Origin of the sequence: Streptomyces sp. NPDC058701 (genome assembly GCF_042715295.1) — a bacterium.
Lineage (GTDB): Bacteria > Actinomycetota > Actinomycetes > Streptomycetales > Streptomycetaceae > Streptomyces.
The window spans coordinates 156,829-172,611 of sequence record NZ_JBHXSY010000003.1 but is presented as its reverse complement, the minus strand read 5'-3'; the positions used below and the strand labels follow the sequence as shown (position 1 = coordinate 172,611).

Below are 15,783 nucleotides of genomic sequence, written 5' to 3'. Positions count from 1 at the left end.
CCAGACCAGCGCCCGCCCCGCCCGTGGCAGAAGGAAGAGACCCGATGACCGCTCCCACCGCTCCCACGGTCCCGTCGCCCCGAACCGGTACGGGCCTGCCCGGCTCCCCCGACCTGCTCCGCTCCGTGTTCCGGCAGCACGCGGCCGGAGTCGCCGTGATCACCGCACAGGACGGCGGGCGGCCCGTCGGGTTCACCGCCACCTCGCTCAACTCCGTGTCGGCCGATCCGCCGCTGCTCTCGTTCACGATCGGCACGGGGGCCTCCAGCTGGCCCGCGGTCCGCGACAGCGAGTACCTCGGCGTCCACATACTGGGCGAACACCAGAGTGACCTGGCCGGTCTGTTCGCCCGTAGCGGAGCGGACCGCTTCGGTCCGGAGACGGGCTGGGCGCAGGGGCCGCACGGGGTTCCCGTGCTGGACGGGGTGCTGGCGTGGCTGGTGTGCCGGGTGGTGGCGCGGGTGCCCGCGGGGGCGCACCGGGTGATCATCGCGGAGGCGGTGGCCGGGGACCCGGCCGGCGAAGGGCGGCCCCTGCTCTATCACCAGGGACGCTTCAACGCGTTGCGCGACTGAATCGTCCCTGTTGGGGCGGGTCGGGCGGCGTTGGCCAGATCACAGTTCACCGGCCTTGCGGCTTGGGGGGACCCACGGTGTACTGACGAGTAACATTCCCTTCGGAGCGCGGGCCGCCCCGACCGGGATCCGCCCGACAAGGCGCCTATGCTGCCTGCACAAGGCGGTACCAGAAAAGACGATGCGGTAGGAGAGCCGGCGTGAGCCTGAGGATCGTTGTCTGTGTGAAGTACGTGCCCGACGCCACCGGCGACCGGCAGTTCACCGAGGACTTGACCGTCAACCGTGACGACGTCGACGGCCTGCTGTCGGAGCTCGACGAGTACGCCGTCGAGCAGGCGCTGCAGATCGCCGACGAGGCCGACGATGCCGAGATCACCGTTCTGACGGTGGGCCCCGAGGACGCCAAGGACGCGCTGCGCAAGGCGCTGTCCATGGGCGCCGACAAGGCCATCCACGTCGAGGACGACGACCTGCACGGCACCGACGTCATGGGCACCTCGCTGGTGCTCGCCAAGGCGATCGAGAAGGCCGGCTACGACCTGGTCATCACGGGCATGGCCTCGACCGACGGCACCATGGGCGTCCTCCCGGCGATCCTGGCCGAGCGCCTGGGCGTCCCGCAGGTCACCCTGCTCTCCGAGGTCAAGGTCGAGGGCGGCACCGTGACCGGCCGCCGCGACGGCGACACCGCGAGCGAGACCCTGGAGGCCTCCCTCCCCGCGCTCGTCTCGGTGACGGACCAGTCGGGCGAGGCCCGCTACCCGTCCTTCAAGGGCATCATGGCCGCCAAGAAGAAGCCGGTCGAGTCCTGGGACCTGGAGGAGCTGGAGATCGAGGCCGACGAGGTCGGCCTGGAGGGCTCCTGGACCGCGGTCGACTCCGCGGCGCAGCGCCCGGCCCGTACCGCCGGCACGATCGTCAAGGACGAGGGCGAGGGCGGCAAGCAGCTGGCCGGCTTCCTTGCGGAGCAGAAGTTCATCTAAGGCCCAGCCTGGCCGGCCGGAACCCCTTCGGGGGCCTTCGGCCACCCCCTCTTAGCCCCCAGACACTTCGCAATCGCAGGAGAGCAGTCCCATGGCTGAAGTTCTCGTCTACGTCGACCACGTGGACGGTGCCGTCCGCAAGCCCACCCTCGAGCTGCTGACGCTGGCCCGCCGCCTCGGCGAGCCCGTCGCCGTCGCCCTGGGCGCCGGTGCGGACGCCACCGCCGCGGTGCTCGCCGAGCACGGCGCGGTCAAGGTCCTCACCGCCGACGCCCCCGAGTTCACCGAGTACCTCGTCGTGCCGAAGGTGGACGCGCTCCAGGCCGCGTACGACGCCGTCTCCCCGGTCGCCGTGCTCGTCCCGTCCTCCGCCGAGGGCAAGGAGATTGCCGCCCGCCTCGCGGTGCGCATCGGCTCCGGCATCATCACCGACGCCGTGGACCTGGAGGCCGGCGACAACGGCCCCGTCGCCACGCAGGCCGCCTTCGCCGCGTCGTTCACCACCAAGTCCCGCGTGTCCAAGGGCACCCCGGTCATCACCGTGAAGCCGAACTCGGCCCCGGTCGAGGCCGCCCCGGCCGCCGGCACCGTCGAGGCGCTCGCCGTCACCTTCGGCGCCCTGGCCACCGGCACCAAGGTCACGGGCCGCACCCCGCGCGAGTCCACCGGCCGCCCGGAGCTGACCGAGGCCGCGATCGTGGTCTCCGGCGGCCGCGGCGTCAACGGTGCCGAGAACTTCGGCATCATCGAGGCCCTCGCCGACTCCCTCGGTGCCGCGGTCGGCGCCTCGCGCGCCGCCGTCGACGCCGGCTGGTACCCGCACTCCAACCAGGTCGGCCAGACCGGCAAGTCGGTCTCCCCGCAGCTGTACATCGCTTCCGGCATCTCGGGCGCGATCCAGCACCGGGCCGGCATGCAGACCTCGAAGACCATCGTGGCCGTCAACAAGGACGCCGAGGCCCCGATCTTCGACCTGGTCGACTACGGCGTGGTCGGCGACCTCTTCGCGGTCGTCCCGCAGCTGACCGAAGAGATCCAGGCCCGCAAGGGCTGACCTGCGGCTCTCTTTCTCCGCTCCACTTCTCCGGGGCCGTGTGGTGATTCTCACCGCGCGGCCCCGAGTCGTTTGTCCAGGACGGCCGGGGGACCATTGACGGAGCGGAACCCCGTGACTAAATTCTGCTATGCGGATCTAAGATTCCGTGAAGCGGAAAAGAGGAGAGTGCACGATGGGTCAGCAGGAGAAGGTGGCGACGAGCCTCGCAGGCGCGGTCAGCGAGGGCATCAGCGCTTCCCTCGCGCCGGTGGACGCGGAACTCGCGCGCCACTACCCGGGCGACCCCGGCACCCGCCAGCCCGTCCACACGGTCTACGTCCCCGGTGACGTCTTCGCCGCCGACACCATCCGCTCCTGGGGCGACCAGGCCCTCGCCGCCCTGGACGAGCACGCGCCGGACGCCGCCACCTTCGCGAAGGTGCTCGGCATCCCGGACGAACTGGCCGTACCGGTCTACGACCGCGTCCGCGCCAAGCTCCTGCGCGAGCCCGTCGAGGACCTCCGCGTCGACTTCGAGGACGGCTTCGGCGTCCGCCCCGACGAGGAGGAGGACCAGGCCGCGGCCCGCGCCGCCCGCCTGGTCTCCGAGGCGTTCTCCAACGGCACCAACGCCCCGTACATGGGCATCCGCATGAAGTGCATGGAGTCCAACGTCCGCGACCGCGGCATCCGGACCACGGACATCTTCCTCTCCGGCCTGCTCGCCAACGGCGGCCTGCCCGACGGCCTCGTCCTGACCCTCCCGAAGGTCACGTACGCCGAGCAGGTCAGCGCCTTCGTCAAGCTGCTGGAGGCCTTCGAGTCCGCCCGCGGCCTGCGCCCGGGCCGGATCGGCTTCGAGATCCAGATCGAGACCAGCCAGTCCATCGTGGCCTCCGACGGCACCGCCACCGTCGCCCGCATGATCGAGGCCGCCAAGGGCCGGGCCACCGGCCTGCACTACGGCACCTTCGACTACAGCGCCTGCGTCGGAGTCTCCGCCGCCTACCAGTCGAGCGATCACCCCGCCGCCGACCACGCGAAGGCGATCATGCAGGTCGCGGCCGCCGGGACCGGCGTACGCGTCTCCGACGGCTCGACGAACGTCCTGCCGATCGGCACCACCGAGCACGTCCACGAGGCGTGGAAGCTGCACTACGGCCTCACCCGGCGCGCCCTTGCCCGCGCGTACTACCAGGGCTGGGACATGCACCCCGCGCACCTGCCCACCCGCTACGCGGCCGTCTTCACCTTCTACCGCGAGGGCCTCGACGCCGCCGCCGCGCGCCTGAAGGCGTACGTCGCCAAGATCGAGGGCGACGTGATGGACGAGCCCGCCACCGCCAAGGCCCTGGCCGGCTACCTGGTCCGCGGCCTCGACTGCGGCGCCGTCGGCGCCGAGGAGGTCACCGCCCTGACCGGCCTCACCCGCGCGGAGCTGGACGCCTTCGCCATCCCGCGCCGCTCGGCGACGCTGACCGCCGGCAACTGACCGGCCTGCCGCGGGGCCCGGCCGGACGACCCCGGCCGGGCCCCGCGGGCGTACCCTCCCGTCCGCCCCGGTCCGTTCCGTCCGCGCGGCCCCGGGCCGGTCCCGCGGCCGGAATCGGCGCTGGAATCGGCGCCGGAACCGGGGTGCCTGACCACACCACCGCCGCCGCGGACCGATCCGCCGTTCGCACGCTGCACGCCGCCGTGGTCCTGCTCGCCGGGCTCGCCGCCGGCGGCCTGCGCCGGGCCGTCAGCCGGCGGGAGGGATCTCGCCCGACCCGCGGGGCACGAGACGGGTCGGGAGTTCGAGCCGGACCGGGGGCAGGTGCGCACCCGCCAGGCGCTGGAAGAGGCGGTCCGTGGCCACCCGGCCCAGGGCCGCCGCGTCCTGCGCGACCACCGTGATGCCGGGGCGCAGCAGGTCGGCGAGTTCGAAGTCGTCGAAGCCGACGAGTGCCACCGGGCGGGCCTCGGCGGCCAGCACCCGTACGAGCGTGACCGTTACCCGGTTGTTCCCCGCGAAGAAGGCGGTCACCGGCCCGGGCCCGGCCAGCATCCCGGCCGCGGTGGCCGACACCCGGTCCGGGTCGGTGGAGCCGAGCGACACCCACGATTCGGCCACCGGCAGTCCCGCGGCCCCCATGGCGGTGCGGTAGCCGCGCAGGCGCTCGGTGGCGGTGTGGATGTGGGGGTGGTCGCCGACGAAGCCGATGCGGCGGTGCCCTGCGGCGATCAGGTGGGCGACCCCGTCCCGGGCGCCGCCGAAGTTGTCGGAGAGGACCACGTCCGCGTCGATCCGTCCCGCCGGGCGGTCCACGAACACCGTGGCCACGCCGGCGCGCATCTCCGGTTCCAGGTAGCGGTGGTCGTCCCCGGCCGGGATCACGATCAGCCCGTCCACCCGGCGGGCGCACAGCGCGAGCGCCAACTCCCGTTCCCGGTCCGGGTCCTCGGCGCTGGAACCGTTGATGAGCAGCGCGCCGTGCGCGCGGGCCACCTCCTCCACCGCACGGTTCAGGGGACCGTAGAACGGGTCGGCGAGGTCCTCCAGGACCAGGCCCACGGTCGCGGTCCGGCCCTTGCGCAGCACGCGCGCGCTGTCGTTCCGGCGGAACCCGAGGGCTTCGATGGCCTCGTGGACCCGCTTCTCCGTGTCCGGGGTGACCCCGGGCTCGCCGTTGACCACGCGGGACACCGTCTTCAGGCCCACCCCCGCCCGGGCCGCCACGTCCTTCATGGTCGGCCGGTTGCCGTAGCGGGGCTCGGTCGGGCGGCTGTGGGGCACGGTGGGGAATCCTCCGGAGCTTTCGGGCAGGGCTGTGACCTCGAGGATAAGCACTCGGCCGAGAGTGAGGTTTCCGTGGCAGGGTGGTGCGGGCAAGCCACTGGGGGCTCCGGACGAGCCATGGGGAGAGGGGTAGACGTGATTGTCTGGATCAACGGCACCTTCGGCGCCGGAAAGACCAGCACGGCCCGCGAACTGACCGGAATCCTGCCGGACGGCACCCTGTTCGACCCGGAGTTCATCGGGGACGCCCTGCGCGTGCTCCTGCCCCGCAAGCGGCTGGCGGAGGTCTCCGACTACCAGGACCTGCCCAGCTGGCGCCGGCTGGTGGTGGACACCGCCGCGGCGATGCTCGCGGAGCTGGGCGGGGTGCTCGTCGTCCCGATGACGCTGCTCAGGCAGGACTATCGGGACGAGATATTCGGAGGGCTGGCAGCGCGCCGGATTCCGGTGCGGCACGTGCTGCTCGCCCCTGCGGAAACGATCCTGCGACAGCGGATCGAGACGCGGGAGGAGCCGGGTGCCCCCCAGGACGTGGACTTGAGGGTCCGCCAGTGGGCGTACGACCACATTCCGGCCTATCAGCAGGCGCTGGGCTGGCTCACCGCCGACGCCCACGTCCTCGACAACGGCACCCTGAGCGTGCGCGAGACCGCCGAGCGGATCGCCGAGGCCGTCCGCACGGAGGCCGCCCCCGTCTGCGACATCGTCCAGACCCCGGAGCCGAGCCGCGAGACGGTGGCCGCCGGGGTCCTGCTCTTCGACGAGCAGGACCGGGTGCTGCTGGTGGACCCGACCTACAAGGCGGGCTGGGAGTTCCCCGGCGGGGTGGTCGAGCCCGGCGAGGCTCCGGCCCGCGCGGGCGTGCGGGAGGTCGCCGAGGAACTCGGCCTCGTACTGGACCGGTTGCCGGGGCTGCTCGTCGTGGACTGGGAGTCCCCGCGGCCGCCGGGCTACGGCGGGCTGCGGCTGCTCTTCGACGGCGGCCGGATCGGGGCCGACGACGCGGCCCGGCTCCGGCTGCCCGGACCCGAACTGCGCGCCTGGCGCTTCGTCACGGAGGACGAGGCCGCCGACATGCTCCCGCCGTACCGCCACGAACGGCTGCGCTGGGCCCTGCGCGCCCGCGAGCGCGGCAGGCCCCTCTACCTGGAGGCGGGCGTCCCGGTCGGCTGAGCCGCGGGACCCGGGCCGGGACGTGGCACGGCCCGGGCTCGGGCCCCGGCCCCGGGCGGTCAGCCCGCCGGGGTGTCGGCCGCGGCCTTGGCGAGCGCCGCCGCGGTGTCCGCCGTGAGGGGGTCCCCGTGGCCGAAGCAGGCCGTCGACGGGGCGAGCGCGGCGAGCCGGCGGAAGGAGTCGACGGCCCGGGCCCGGTCCACGTTGAACACCCCCAGCATCACCGGGCCGACGGCGGCGACGCAGTCCCCGGTGAAGAGCACGCCGTGACGCGGCAGGTGCACGCCGATGCTGCCGTCGGTGTGGCCGGGGGCGTGCACGACGTACGCCCCGTCCCCGAAGCCCAGCTCGTCGCCGTCCTCCAGCTCCCCGTCCACGGCGGTGGGCGGGGCCTCGGGAACGGTCAGACCGTGGGCGTACAGGGGTATCTCCCAGTCCAGCAGCACCGGTTCGGGTACGGGCAGTTCGCCGCGGATCACCGGCGCGTCCAGGCGGTGGGCGAGCACCCGGGCGCCCCAGCGGGCGGCGAGTTCACCGGCCGCCCCGACGTGGTCCCGGTGGCAGTGGGTGAGGACGATGCGCTCCAGCCGCTCGGGCGAGAGCCCCAGGGAGCGTACGGCCGCCTCGATCGGGGCGGCCGACCCGCGGTTGCCCGCGTCGATCAGGGTGAGCGCCTCGCCGTCCTGCCAGAGGTAGGCCTGGCCGATCGGGAAGCGGAACATGTGGAGCCGGTTCGGGAGTACCTCGACGAGATCCATATCCATACGTCGAACGTACGAGCCCTGACCGCCCGGGGCCACGGGACTTCGCCGGGAGCGGAGTACGCCCTGGGCGCAGCCCGACCCGGGCGAACGGCACCGGCCCGGCGACCGGCACGGGCCGGGACGAAAGGCACCGGCCGGGCCAACGCCTCGGCCGCGCGGACCCGGGCGCCCCGCTCGGGGTCACACGCGCTTGGACTCGGCGTAGTTGACGAGGAACAGGGCCTCCGCCACAGACAGACGCTCCAGCTCCTGCGGCGACACGCTCTCGTTGACGGCGTGGATCTGCGCCTCGGGCTCGCTCAGGCCGATCAGCAGCATCTCGGCCTCCGGGTAGAGCGACGTCAGCGTGTTGCACAGCGGGATCGACCCGCCCATGCCACTGACCTGCATCTCCTGGTCGGGGTACGCGACCCGCATGGCCGCCGCCATCGACGCGTACGCCGGGCTGGTGGTGTCCGCCTGGAACGGCTGCCCCTGACCGACGACCTCCAGCTCCAGCCGCGCCCGCCACGGGGTGTGCGCCACGAGGTGCGCCTCCAGCAGCTTGATCGCCTCCGCGGTGTCCACGCCCGGCGGCACGCGCAGGCTGATCAGCGCACCCGCGCTCGCGTGCACCGACGGCGTCGCGCCCACCACCGGCGGGCAGTCGATGCCCAGCACGGTGACCGCCGGGCGCGCCCACAGGCGGTCCGCGACCGTGCCCTCGCCGATCAGACCGACCCCGTCCAGCACCCGCGCGTCGGCGCGGAAGTCCTCTTCCGGGTACTGCAGGCCCTCCCACACCGCGTCCGAGGCCAGCCCGTCCACCGTGGTCGAACCGTCGGCGGCGCGCAGCGAGTCGAGCAGCCGGATCAGGGCGGCCAGCGCGTCGGGGGCGGCGCCGCCGAACATGCCGGAGTGGAGGTTGCCGCCCAGGGTGTCGATCTTCACCTTGAGCAGGGTCATCCCGCGCAGGGTGGCCGTCACGGTCGGCAGGCCGAGCCGGAAGTTGCCCGCGTCGCCGATGACGATCGTGTCGGCGGTCAGCAGCTCCGGGTGCGCCTCGGCGTACTGCTGCAGGCCGCCCGTGCCCTGCTCCTCCGAGCCCTCGACGATGACCTTCACCGCCACCGGCACGCCGCCGTTGGCCTTCAGGGCGCGCAGCGCGAGCAGGTGCATGATGAACCCGCCCTTGCAGTCGGCCGAGCCGCGCCCGTACCAGCGGCCGTCGCGCTCGGTCAGCTCGAAGGCCGGAGAGATCCAGGCGGCGTCGTCCAGCGGCGGCTGCACGTCGTAGTGCGCGTACAGCAGGACGGTCGGCGCGCCCGCGGGGCCGGGCAGGAAGCCGTACACCGACTGGGTGCCGTCGGGGGTGTCGAGCAGCGCCACGTCCTGGAAGCCCTCGACGCGCAGCGCGTCGGCGACCCAGTTCGCGGCGGCCTCGCTCTCGCTCTTGGGGAACTGCGCCCAGTCCGCCACCGACTGGAAGGCCACCAGCTCGGTCAGCTCCCGCTTGGCGCGGGGCATCAGCGAGGCGATGGTCTCGGCGATCGGATTCTGGGACATGGGCACGCTCCTCGTGGGTGCGACGTTGTTCAACGTGTGCGCCGCCCGCATCCGCGTGGTGTGCGTATGCCGGGTACGGCGAAAGACAGTCCCGATCCTCGCACAGCAGGGCGAGGGCGACTCTCGCCGTAGGATTTCCCCGGCATCGGAGCAACCGGGTGATCAGGAGCAGCAGCACATCGTGAGCAGCGACGACGTACGCGACGCAGACGCAGGCGCAGGCGCAGGAGAGGTCGCGCAGGGGGCGGGCGACGAGGTGGCCGGGGACAGTGGGGAGACCGGCGAGGTGTGGGACGTGGTCGTGGTCGGCGCGGGACCGGCCGGTTCGTCGGCCGCGTACGCGGCGGCCACGGCGGGGCGGCGCGTCCTGCTGCTGGAGAAGGCGGAACTGCCCCGCTACAAGACCTGCGGCGGCGGCATCATCGGACCGTCCCGCGACGCCCTGCCGCCGGGCTTCGTCCTTCCCCTCAAGGACCGCATCCACGCGGTCACCTTCTCGATGAACGGGAAGCTGGCCCGGACGCGGCGATCGAAGCAGATGCTCTTCGGCCTCATCAACCGGCCGGAGTTCGACGCCGGCCTGGTCGCCGAGGCGGAGAAGGCGGGGGCCACCGTCCGCACGGGGACCGCCGTGTCCCGGGTTGAACAGCACGGGACGGCCGTGCCCGACCGGCGCACCGTCGCCGTGGTGCTCGCCGACGGGGAGACCGTGCTGGCGCGGGCCGTGGTCGGCGCAGACGGCAGCGCGAGCCGGATCGGCGCGCACGTCGGGGTCGAGATGGGCCAGGTGGACCTCGGTCTTGAGGCGGAGATCCCCGTACCCGACTCCGTCGCGGAGGACTGGCAGGGGCGGGTCCTGATCGACTGGGGCCCGCTGCCGGGCAGTTACGGCTGGGTCTTCCCCAAGGGCGACACCCTGACCGTGGGCGTCATCTCGGCGAAGGGCGAGGGCGCGGCGACCAAGCGGTACCTGGACGACTTCATCGCGCGGCTCGGCCTGGCCGGCTTCGAACCGGCCGTCTCCTCCGGGCACCTCACCCGTTGCCGTACCCCCGAATCACCGCTGTCGCGGGGCCGGGTGCTGGTGGCGGGCGACGCGGCCGGTCTGCTGGAGCCGTGGACGCGCGAGGGAATCTCCTTCGCGCTGCGGTCGGGGCGGCTGGCGGGGGAGTGGGCGGTCAAGATCTCCGAGTCGCAGGACGCCGTGGACGCGCGCCGCCAGGCCCTGAACTACGCCTTCGCGGTGAAGGCCGGGCTGGGCGTGGAAATGGAGATCGGCAAGCGGATGCTGACCCTCTTCGAGTCCCGGCCGGGGCTGTTGCACGCGGCGATCACCGGGCTGCGCCCGGCGTGGCGGGCGTTCGCCCGGATCACCCGGGGTTCGACCACCCTGGCCGACCTCGTACGCACGTCCCCGCTGGCCCGCAAGGGCCTCCACGCGCTGGACGCACGCCAGGCGGCCCGGAAGCCGGGCGGTGGCCGCGGCTAGCCCGGCGCGATCGGGGCGGATGAAGGGGCGGGGGCGGGGGCGGGGGCGCGGGGGAGGGGGCCAGCCCCGCCGCCCCGTCCCGTCCCCCGCCCGGGCGACGGGTGGCGGGTGGCGTCCCGCGCCGAAGGCGGGTGCCGCCACGGCTCAGCGGGTCATCGTGATCCGGAAGACCGGGTGGTCACCCGCGGTGGCCTGGAGTTCCGCGTCGGTGGACGTGGCCGTGACGCCCTGGAAGAACCGGCCCACCTCCCAGCCCCACTTCTCCAGGTAGGCGCGCAGTACGGCGCCCTGCTGCACGGGGTCGGTGACTTCGGTGACCGTGAAGCTCCGCACCGTGCGCCCGACGCGGAGCTCACCGCCGCCGGCCGCCCGCATGTTGCGGACCCACTGCGAGTGGCCGCGGGCCGACACCAGGTACTGGGCGCCCTCGTACGTGTGCGGGTTCACCGGAATCCGCTGCATCTGGCCGGACGTTCGGCCGCGGACGGAGAGTTCGGCGGTGCCGGCGACGCTGATGCCGAAGCGGGCGAGCTTCCCGAAGAGCGCGTTGAAGCGGGTGGCGAGCGGGCCGGCCTGGACGTAGTACGGGGTGGGCGCGTTCACGATGACCTCCGGGGCCGATGCGGCAATGCGAGAGCACTGCTCTCGCCTGACCTCAGTGTGCACGGATCGCCGGACACAAGCAAGAGCGGTGCTCTCGAAAGAGAGCAACGCTCACGTCATGGAGCGTTGATCCGCATGTCGAGCAGCGCTCTGCGCACCTGGCACACTGACCGGCATGAGCACCGTGCGAGGAGCCAGGGAACGGGCCCGTATCGAGGTCACCGCCGCCATCAAGGGCGAGGCGCGCCGCATGCTCGCGGCCGAAGGCGCCGCCAAACTCTCGCTGCGCGCCGTCGCCCGCGAGCTGGGCATGGTCTCGTCCGCCCTGTACCGCTACTTCCCCAGCCGTGACGACCTGCTGACCGCGCTGATCATCGACGCGTACGACAGCATCGGAGCCGCCGCCGAGGACGCGGACGCCCGCGCCCTCGCCGCCGGCTCCCCGCCCCGTGCCCGGTGGGTCGCCATCTGCGGGGCCGTCCGCGTCTGGGCCCTCGCGCACCCGCACGAGTACGCGCTCATCTACGGTTCCCCGGTCCCCGGCTACAGCGCGCCCGTGGACACCGTCGGCCCTGCCTCCCGGGTCGCGAACGCCTTCATAGGGGTCCTTCGCGCCGCCCATGGCGGCCGGGGCCTCGCCCTGCCGCCCCTGCCGGCCACCCTGCGCCCCGAAGCGGACCGGATGACCGCGGACTTCGCCGAGGGCCTGCCCCCGGAGGTCACGGCCGCGCTGGTGGCCGCCTGGGCGCAGCTGGTCGGGCTCGTTTCCTTCGAGCTGTTCGGCCAGTTCAACCGGGTGGTCGAGGATCGGGAGACCTTCTTCGCGCACGCCGCGGACCAGCTGGCGCACGCGGTAGGGCTGACCGCGGTCTGACGGCGGGGTGAGGTCGGCACCCCGGGCCGACCTCGTGGAGATTCACATGATGAGGCGACAGATCGCTCTTCTGTTCCTCATATGAATGCGGGCGGTTCGGCCGTGCGCCAAGGACCGCCCGTCTAGTGTTCCTCGGGTCGCCCCCTCGCCGTCGCCGCCGGAGGAACAGCCATGCCCCGCGCCGTGAAGGCACTCTCCGCCGTGCTGGCCGCCCTCGTGTTCACCGTGGCAGCTCCCGCCGTCACCGGGTGCGCGCGGACCGGAGGCGCCGAGCCCGAGACGGTGGTGGACGCGGGGGACCCCGACGTGCGGCCCGCCCCGACCCCCGCGGCCCCGCCGACGCCCCGGGTGCCCGGCGTGCGGGGCCTGGAGATCGCGGTCCCGGCGTACGTCTGGGCCAACGATCCCATGCTGGCGGACCTCACCGCCACCGGCCCGGCCGTCTCCGTGGTGGTCCTCAACCCGGGCAACGGCGACTCCCCGTTCGACGCCCCCTGGCGGGCCCGCGCCGACGCCCTGCGCGGCGGCACCACCACGACCGGCGAGCGGACGAAGGTGCTCGGCTACGTCCACACCGACCACGGCAACCGTGACATCGCCGCCGTCAAAGCGTCCGTCGACAACTACCTGAAGACCCCCGACGGCCGGCTCCACGTCGACGGCATCTTCTTCGACGTCGTCAGCCGCGAGTGCGGCCCGGACAACGCGATCCGCGACCACTACGCGGAGCTCCGCCGCTACGTTCAGGACACTCTGCACGCCGTTGACCCGGCCGTCCCGGACCTCGTGGTCAACAACCCCGGCACGGCCATCGCCGACTGCTACCTGGAGCCGGAGCGCCGTACCGCGGACGTCTTCGTCACGTACGAGGACACGTACGCGGCGTACATCGCCGGCGGCTGGCTCGGCGGCAACGTCTACAACCACCTCAGCGGCTACCGCGCCGGCACCGAACTCGACCCGAGCGGAACGGCGTTCTGGCACCTGGTCCACGGGGTCCCGGACTCGGCGGCCATGGAGTCCGCGCTGCGCACGGCCTTCGACCGCGGCGCGGGCTACGCGTACGCGACCGGCGCCGGAATGCCCAACCCGTGGAACGCGGGACCGGACTGGAAGTACCGGTCACAGACCGCGTACGCGGCCGCCCTCGGCTGAGCCCGGCCCGCTCCGTGAAGGAGCCCCGAAGGGCCTCGCGCGCCGCGCTCGGCGGCGAAGGGCCACCAGCCGGGCGGGGGCGGTCCGGTGGGTTCGCTGGAGGGCCGCTCGGGACGCAGCCCGAGCCGCCGCAGCGAGTCGGCGCGGACGCGGACGGTGAACCAGCCGTGCCGGCGGCCGCCGGGGTGCCGGTTGAGGGCGGAGGGCGTACCGGCGCCCCCCGAGTCGCCGCCCGGGAGGCGCCCGCGAGGCGCCCGAGCCCCGGGTCCGTCAGCGGTAGTCGTCGGGGTGGCCCTGCATCCAGGTGTTGATCTTGTCGCGGGTGCCGACCAGAAGCGTCTCGTGCTTCTTCAGGTTCTCGAAGGTGCGGTCGTCGCCGAGCTCCGCATCGAGCTTCGCGATCAGGGCGATCGGCTCGGGGAAGTGCCCGGCCCCCTTCGGGTCGGCCTTCATCGCGCGGTCCATCCGGTGGAGTTCCTCGTGGACCCGGCCGAGGAAGTAGGCGCAGTTCCCGGGCGTGCACGAGTCGTTCAGCGTGGCCTGGAGGCCGGCGAAGGCGTCGCGGACCTTCTCGGCCGGAGCGGTGATGCGGTCCGCGGCCCCGCCGGTCGCGGACGCCTCCGGCCGACCGGACGCGGACGCCGACGCGGACACCGAAGGCGACTCCGCGACCGACGGCGAGGCCGAGACCGAGGCCGAGGCCGAGGCCGAGGCCGAGGCCGAGACCGGCGCGTCGGCGCGCGACTGCTCGGCCGGGTCCGCGCTGCAGGAGACGGACAGGGCCGCCAGCGCGGCGACGAGCACGGCAGCACCGCGCGCAGTGGAAAGGAACATCGACTTACCCCCATGATCATGTGGGAGGCCGACCTTACCGAACGCCCGCATGCGGCCGCAGGAGAGGTACACCGGCGTCTGACCCCCGCCACCGGCCCGGGCGCCTGCGCGGAGCCACCCGGTCGAACGCCGAGCACCCCCGGCTGTGGCCGCGTCCGCCACCCTGGGCCGTCTCTTTCGGATCGTGCCGGGTCCGAAAGAGACGCCTAGCGGCCGTCGTTCTCCGGGCGCCGGGCGAAGCGCCACAGGACGTGCGTGACGCGGAGCGCGAAGACCGCCGCCGCCAGGATCGTGCCCGCGAGCTCCAGTCCGCGGTGCGCCGCGGGGGACAGGGAGAACGCGGGGGCGGCCCCGTACACCGCGCCGAAAGTGAGGGCGGCGGCGAAACAGGCGCTGACCAGGGCGTAGCCGATCTCGATCGTGATCGCGTCCCGGTCCCTCTGCGTACGTCGATCCATGCGGGCAGTGTCACAGCCCGACCCCGCTGCCACCAGGGTGCCGTCCCCGCCCCGATGCCCCGTACCGCCCGTTCAGATGCCGGACGCCTCCGTCCACAGCCGCGCCAGCGCCGCGTCCCCGGTCACCCCCGGGCCCGAGAGCGGAAGCCGGTTCCACAGGGCCGCGTAGAGCCAGGCCGCCGTCCCGGACACCTCGCAGTCGGCCGCCCCGTCCACCGCGTCGCGCACCGTACGGGCCGGCTCCGGCGACAGCCGTACGGTCCACACCGCGGCCGTGTCGGTGGCGCGCACCCGCAGCACCCGCGGTTCCGCGGTCCGCACCCTGCTGCGCGGCCGCGCGTGGAAGCCGGTCAGCAGCTCGTCCACCCCGTCCTCCGCGAACTCCGGCTCCACCGCCGAGAACGGCAGTCCGAGCACCGCCTCCGCGTCCATCCGGTGCACGGCGGTCTCGTGGGCCTGCCGCCGCGCCCAGAAGGCCAGCGGCGAGGGGGCGGCCGTCGGCAGGAACGTCCAGCACTGCACGTCGGCCGGGGCCCCGGTGAGCGTCCGCACCAGCGTCGCGTGTCCTTCGCGGTACCAGCCGATCAGCTCCGTCCCGGCCGGTTCCGGCGGCTCCGTGAGCGGCACCGGCTCCAGCCGCGCCTCCCCGACGTAGCCGGTCGCCCAGCGGTGGACGGAGCCGGTGTGCCGGAGCAGATCGCCGACCCGCCACCCGGGGCAGGTGGGTACCGGGGCGTCCGTGCCCGCCCGTTCCGCCAGGTCGGCCACGAGCCGGCCCTCCCGCTCCAGGGCCTTCAGGTAAGCGTTGATCTCCATGCGGGCGAGTCTTCCAGCCCGTTCGCGACAATGGGGGTATGGACGGCGAACTCTTCCCGCGCGAGCGGACCGTCATCGCCCCCGGCGCCGTGCACGTCCCCGACTGGCTCGGCGCCGCGCACCAGCGGGAGCTGCTGGAGGCGTGCCGCGGCTGGGCCCGGCCGCCCGCCGGGCTGCGCACCGTACGCACGCCCGGAGGCGGGACGATGACCGCCCGGCAGGTGTGCCTCGGCCTGCACTGGTACCCGTACGGGTACGCCGACACCGCCGTCGACGGCGACGGGGCCCCGGTGAAGCCGATGCCGGAGCGGCTCGCCGCACTCGGCCGGGAGGCCGTGGCCGCGGCGTACGGCGCACCCCCCGCGGAGGAGGTGGCGTACGACGTCGCCCTGATCAACTTCTACGACGGGGACTCCCGGATGGGCATGCACCGGGACGCCGAGGAGCGGTCCCCGGCGCCGGTGGTCTCCCTCAGCCTCGGCGACACCTGCGTCTTCCGTTTCGGGAACACCGCCTCGCGCGGACGGCCGTACCGCGACGTCGAGCTGTGCAGCGGCGACCTGTTCGTCTTCGGCGGTTCGAGCCGACTGGCCTACCACGGGGTGCCGAAGGTCCTGCCGGGTACGGGCCCGCAAGGCCTCGGGCTCACCGGGCGGCTCAACATCACCCTCCGGGTCGGCGGGCTCGCGTGATCAC

The 15,783-nt window shown here is 73.5% G+C and carries 16 protein-coding genes; 9 read left to right on the top strand and 7 right to left on the bottom strand.

Annotation, left to right across the window (positions count from 1 at the left end):
* The first annotated feature begins 44 nt into the window (after window positions 1-44).
* From ACFWW8_RS04300 to ACFWW8_RS04285, 4 genes are all read left to right on the top strand, one after another.
* Window positions 45-575 (top strand): flavin reductase family protein, encoded by a 531-nt coding sequence (locus tag ACFWW8_RS04300; RefSeq protein ID WP_386523394.1) that lies wholly within the window; start codon window positions 45-47, stop codon window positions 573-575.
* 200 nt (window positions 576-775) lie between these two features.
* Window positions 776-1,561, top strand: coding sequence for an electron transfer flavoprotein subunit beta/FixA family protein (locus ACFWW8_RS04295; RefSeq protein ID WP_351282220.1), 786 nt, complete (start codon window positions 776-778; stop codon window positions 1,559-1,561).
* A 91-nt stretch (window positions 1,562-1,652) separates the two neighbouring features.
* Window positions 1,653-2,615 (top strand): electron transfer flavoprotein subunit alpha/FixB family protein, encoded by a 963-nt coding sequence (locus tag ACFWW8_RS04290; RefSeq protein WP_386523391.1) that lies wholly within the window; start codon window positions 1,653-1,655, stop codon window positions 2,613-2,615.
* A 175-nt stretch (window positions 2,616-2,790) separates the two neighbouring features.
* A complete protein-coding gene (locus ACFWW8_RS04285) occupies window positions 2,791-4,089 on the top strand; it encodes a DUF6986 family protein (RefSeq protein WP_386523388.1) in 1,299 nt (432 codons plus the stop codon).
* 249 nt (window positions 4,090-4,338) lie between these two features.
* Here the strand turns inward: ACFWW8_RS04285 and ACFWW8_RS04280 are convergent, their stop codons facing one another.
* Complete coding sequence (locus ACFWW8_RS04280) at window positions 4,339-5,325, bottom strand: LacI family DNA-binding transcriptional regulator (RefSeq protein ID WP_386523715.1); 987 nt, start codon at window positions 5,323-5,325, stop codon at window positions 4,339-4,341.
* 186 nt (window positions 5,326-5,511) lie between these two features.
* Here ACFWW8_RS04280 and ACFWW8_RS04275 point away from each other — a divergent pair, with 186 nt between their 5' ends.
* Window positions 5,512-6,549 (top strand): NUDIX domain-containing protein, encoded by a 1,038-nt coding sequence (locus tag ACFWW8_RS04275; RefSeq protein ID WP_386523385.1) that lies wholly within the window; start codon window positions 5,512-5,514, stop codon window positions 6,547-6,549.
* A 59-nt stretch (window positions 6,550-6,608) separates the two neighbouring features.
* Here the strand turns inward: ACFWW8_RS04275 and ACFWW8_RS04270 are convergent, their stop codons facing one another.
* Both ACFWW8_RS04270 and ACFWW8_RS04265 read right to left on the bottom strand, forming a co-directional pair.
* Entirely contained in the window at window positions 6,609-7,307 is a 699-nt protein-coding gene (locus ACFWW8_RS04270) for an MBL fold metallo-hydrolase (protein WP_386523712.1), read from the bottom strand.
* 186 nt (window positions 7,308-7,493) lie between these two features.
* Window positions 7,494-8,858 (bottom strand): dipeptidase, encoded by a 1,365-nt coding sequence (locus ACFWW8_RS04265; protein ID WP_386523382.1) that lies wholly within the window; start codon window positions 8,856-8,858, stop codon window positions 7,494-7,496.
* Window positions 8,859-9,114: 256 nt separating this feature from the next.
* Between ACFWW8_RS04265 and ACFWW8_RS04260 the strand changes: the two genes are divergently transcribed.
* Window positions 9,115-10,347 carry a geranylgeranyl reductase family protein gene (locus tag ACFWW8_RS04260; protein ID WP_386523709.1) on the top strand — a complete coding sequence of 411 codons (1,233 nt, stop codon included), beginning with the start codon at window positions 9,115-9,117 and terminating at the stop codon, window positions 10,345-10,347.
* A 144-nt stretch (window positions 10,348-10,491) separates the two neighbouring features.
* On the opposite strand, the gene ACFWW8_RS04255 is transcribed toward ACFWW8_RS04260, so the two are convergent.
* On the bottom strand, window positions 10,492-10,950 hold the full coding sequence (locus ACFWW8_RS04255; protein ID WP_386523380.1) for a nitroreductase/quinone reductase family protein: 459 nt from the start codon (window positions 10,948-10,950) through the stop codon (window positions 10,492-10,494).
* Window positions 10,951-11,125: 175 nt separating this feature from the next.
* Here ACFWW8_RS04255 and ACFWW8_RS04250 point away from each other — a divergent pair, with 175 nt between their 5' ends.
* A complete protein-coding gene (locus ACFWW8_RS04250) occupies window positions 11,126-11,824 on the top strand; it encodes a TetR/AcrR family transcriptional regulator (protein WP_386523378.1) in 699 nt (232 codons plus the stop codon).
* Between the two features lie 171 nt (window positions 11,825-11,995).
* Window positions 11,996-12,979, top strand: coding sequence for a spherulation-specific family 4 protein (locus ACFWW8_RS04245; protein WP_386523375.1), 984 nt, complete (start codon window positions 11,996-11,998; stop codon window positions 12,977-12,979).
* A 270-nt stretch (window positions 12,980-13,249) separates the two neighbouring features.
* On the opposite strand, the gene ACFWW8_RS04240 is transcribed toward ACFWW8_RS04245, so the two are convergent.
* The 3 genes from ACFWW8_RS04240 to ACFWW8_RS04230 form a co-directional block, all read right to left on the bottom strand.
* Window positions 13,250-13,813 carry a hypothetical protein gene (locus ACFWW8_RS04240; RefSeq protein ID WP_386523372.1) on the bottom strand — a complete coding sequence of 188 codons (564 nt, stop codon included), beginning with the start codon at window positions 13,811-13,813 and terminating at the stop codon, window positions 13,250-13,252.
* Between the two features lie 206 nt (window positions 13,814-14,019).
* Window positions 14,020-14,271 (bottom strand): DUF6332 family protein, encoded by a 252-nt coding sequence (locus ACFWW8_RS04235; protein WP_386523369.1) that lies wholly within the window; start codon window positions 14,269-14,271, stop codon window positions 14,020-14,022.
* 72 nt (window positions 14,272-14,343) lie between these two features.
* Window positions 14,344-15,087, bottom strand: a complete 744-nt coding sequence (locus ACFWW8_RS04230) for a maleylpyruvate isomerase family mycothiol-dependent enzyme (protein ID WP_386523367.1) — start codon at window positions 15,085-15,087, stop codon at window positions 14,344-14,346.
* A gap of 38 nt (window positions 15,088-15,125) precedes the next feature.
* On the opposite strand from ACFWW8_RS04230, the gene ACFWW8_RS04225 reads away from it, so the two are divergent.
* Window positions 15,126-15,779, top strand: a complete 654-nt coding sequence (locus ACFWW8_RS04225; protein ID WP_386523365.1) for an alpha-ketoglutarate-dependent dioxygenase AlkB family protein — start codon at window positions 15,126-15,128, stop codon at window positions 15,777-15,779.
* Window positions 15,780-15,783 lie beyond the last annotated feature (4 nt).

Bases quoted from the DNA above. Each gene is read 5' to 3' on its own strand.
- ACFWW8_RS04285 (WP_386523388.1), top strand. From the start codon at position 2,791: ATGGGTCAGCAGGAGAAGGTGGCGACGAGCCTCGCAGGCGCGGTCAGC.
- ACFWW8_RS04240 (WP_386523372.1), bottom strand. From the start codon at position 13,813: ATGTTCCTTTCCACTGCGCGCGGTGCTGCCGTGCTCGTCGCCGCGCTG.
- ACFWW8_RS04245 (WP_386523375.1), top strand. From the start codon at position 11,996: ATGCCCCGCGCCGTGAAGGCACTCTCCGCCGTGCTGGCCGCCCTCGTG.
- ACFWW8_RS04265 (WP_386523382.1), bottom strand. From the start codon at position 8,858: ATGTCCCAGAATCCGATCGCCGAGACCATCGCCTCGCTGATGCCCCGC.
- ACFWW8_RS04230 (WP_386523367.1), bottom strand. From the start codon at position 15,087: ATGGAGATCAACGCTTACCTGAAGGCCCTGGAGCGGGAGGGCCGGCTC.
- ACFWW8_RS04290 (WP_386523391.1), top strand. From the start codon at position 1,653: ATGGCTGAAGTTCTCGTCTACGTCGACCACGTGGACGGTGCCGTCCGC.
- ACFWW8_RS04300 (WP_386523394.1), top strand. From the start codon at position 45: ATGACCGCTCCCACCGCTCCCACGGTCCCGTCGCCCCGAACCGGTACG.
- ACFWW8_RS04225 (WP_386523365.1), top strand. From the start codon at position 15,126: ATGGACGGCGAACTCTTCCCGCGCGAGCGGACCGTCATCGCCCCCGGC.
- ACFWW8_RS04280 (WP_386523715.1), bottom strand. From the start codon at position 5,325: ATGAAGGACGTGGCGGCCCGGGCGGGGGTGGGCCTGAAGACGGTGTCC.
- ACFWW8_RS04270 (WP_386523712.1), bottom strand. From the start codon at position 7,307: ATGGATCTCGTCGAGGTACTCCCGAACCGGCTCCACATGTTCCGCTTC.
- ACFWW8_RS04235 (WP_386523369.1), bottom strand. From the start codon at position 14,271: ATGGATCGACGTACGCAGAGGGACCGGGACGCGATCACGATCGAGATC.
- ACFWW8_RS04250 (WP_386523378.1), top strand. From the start codon at position 11,126: ATGAGCACCGTGCGAGGAGCCAGGGAACGGGCCCGTATCGAGGTCACC.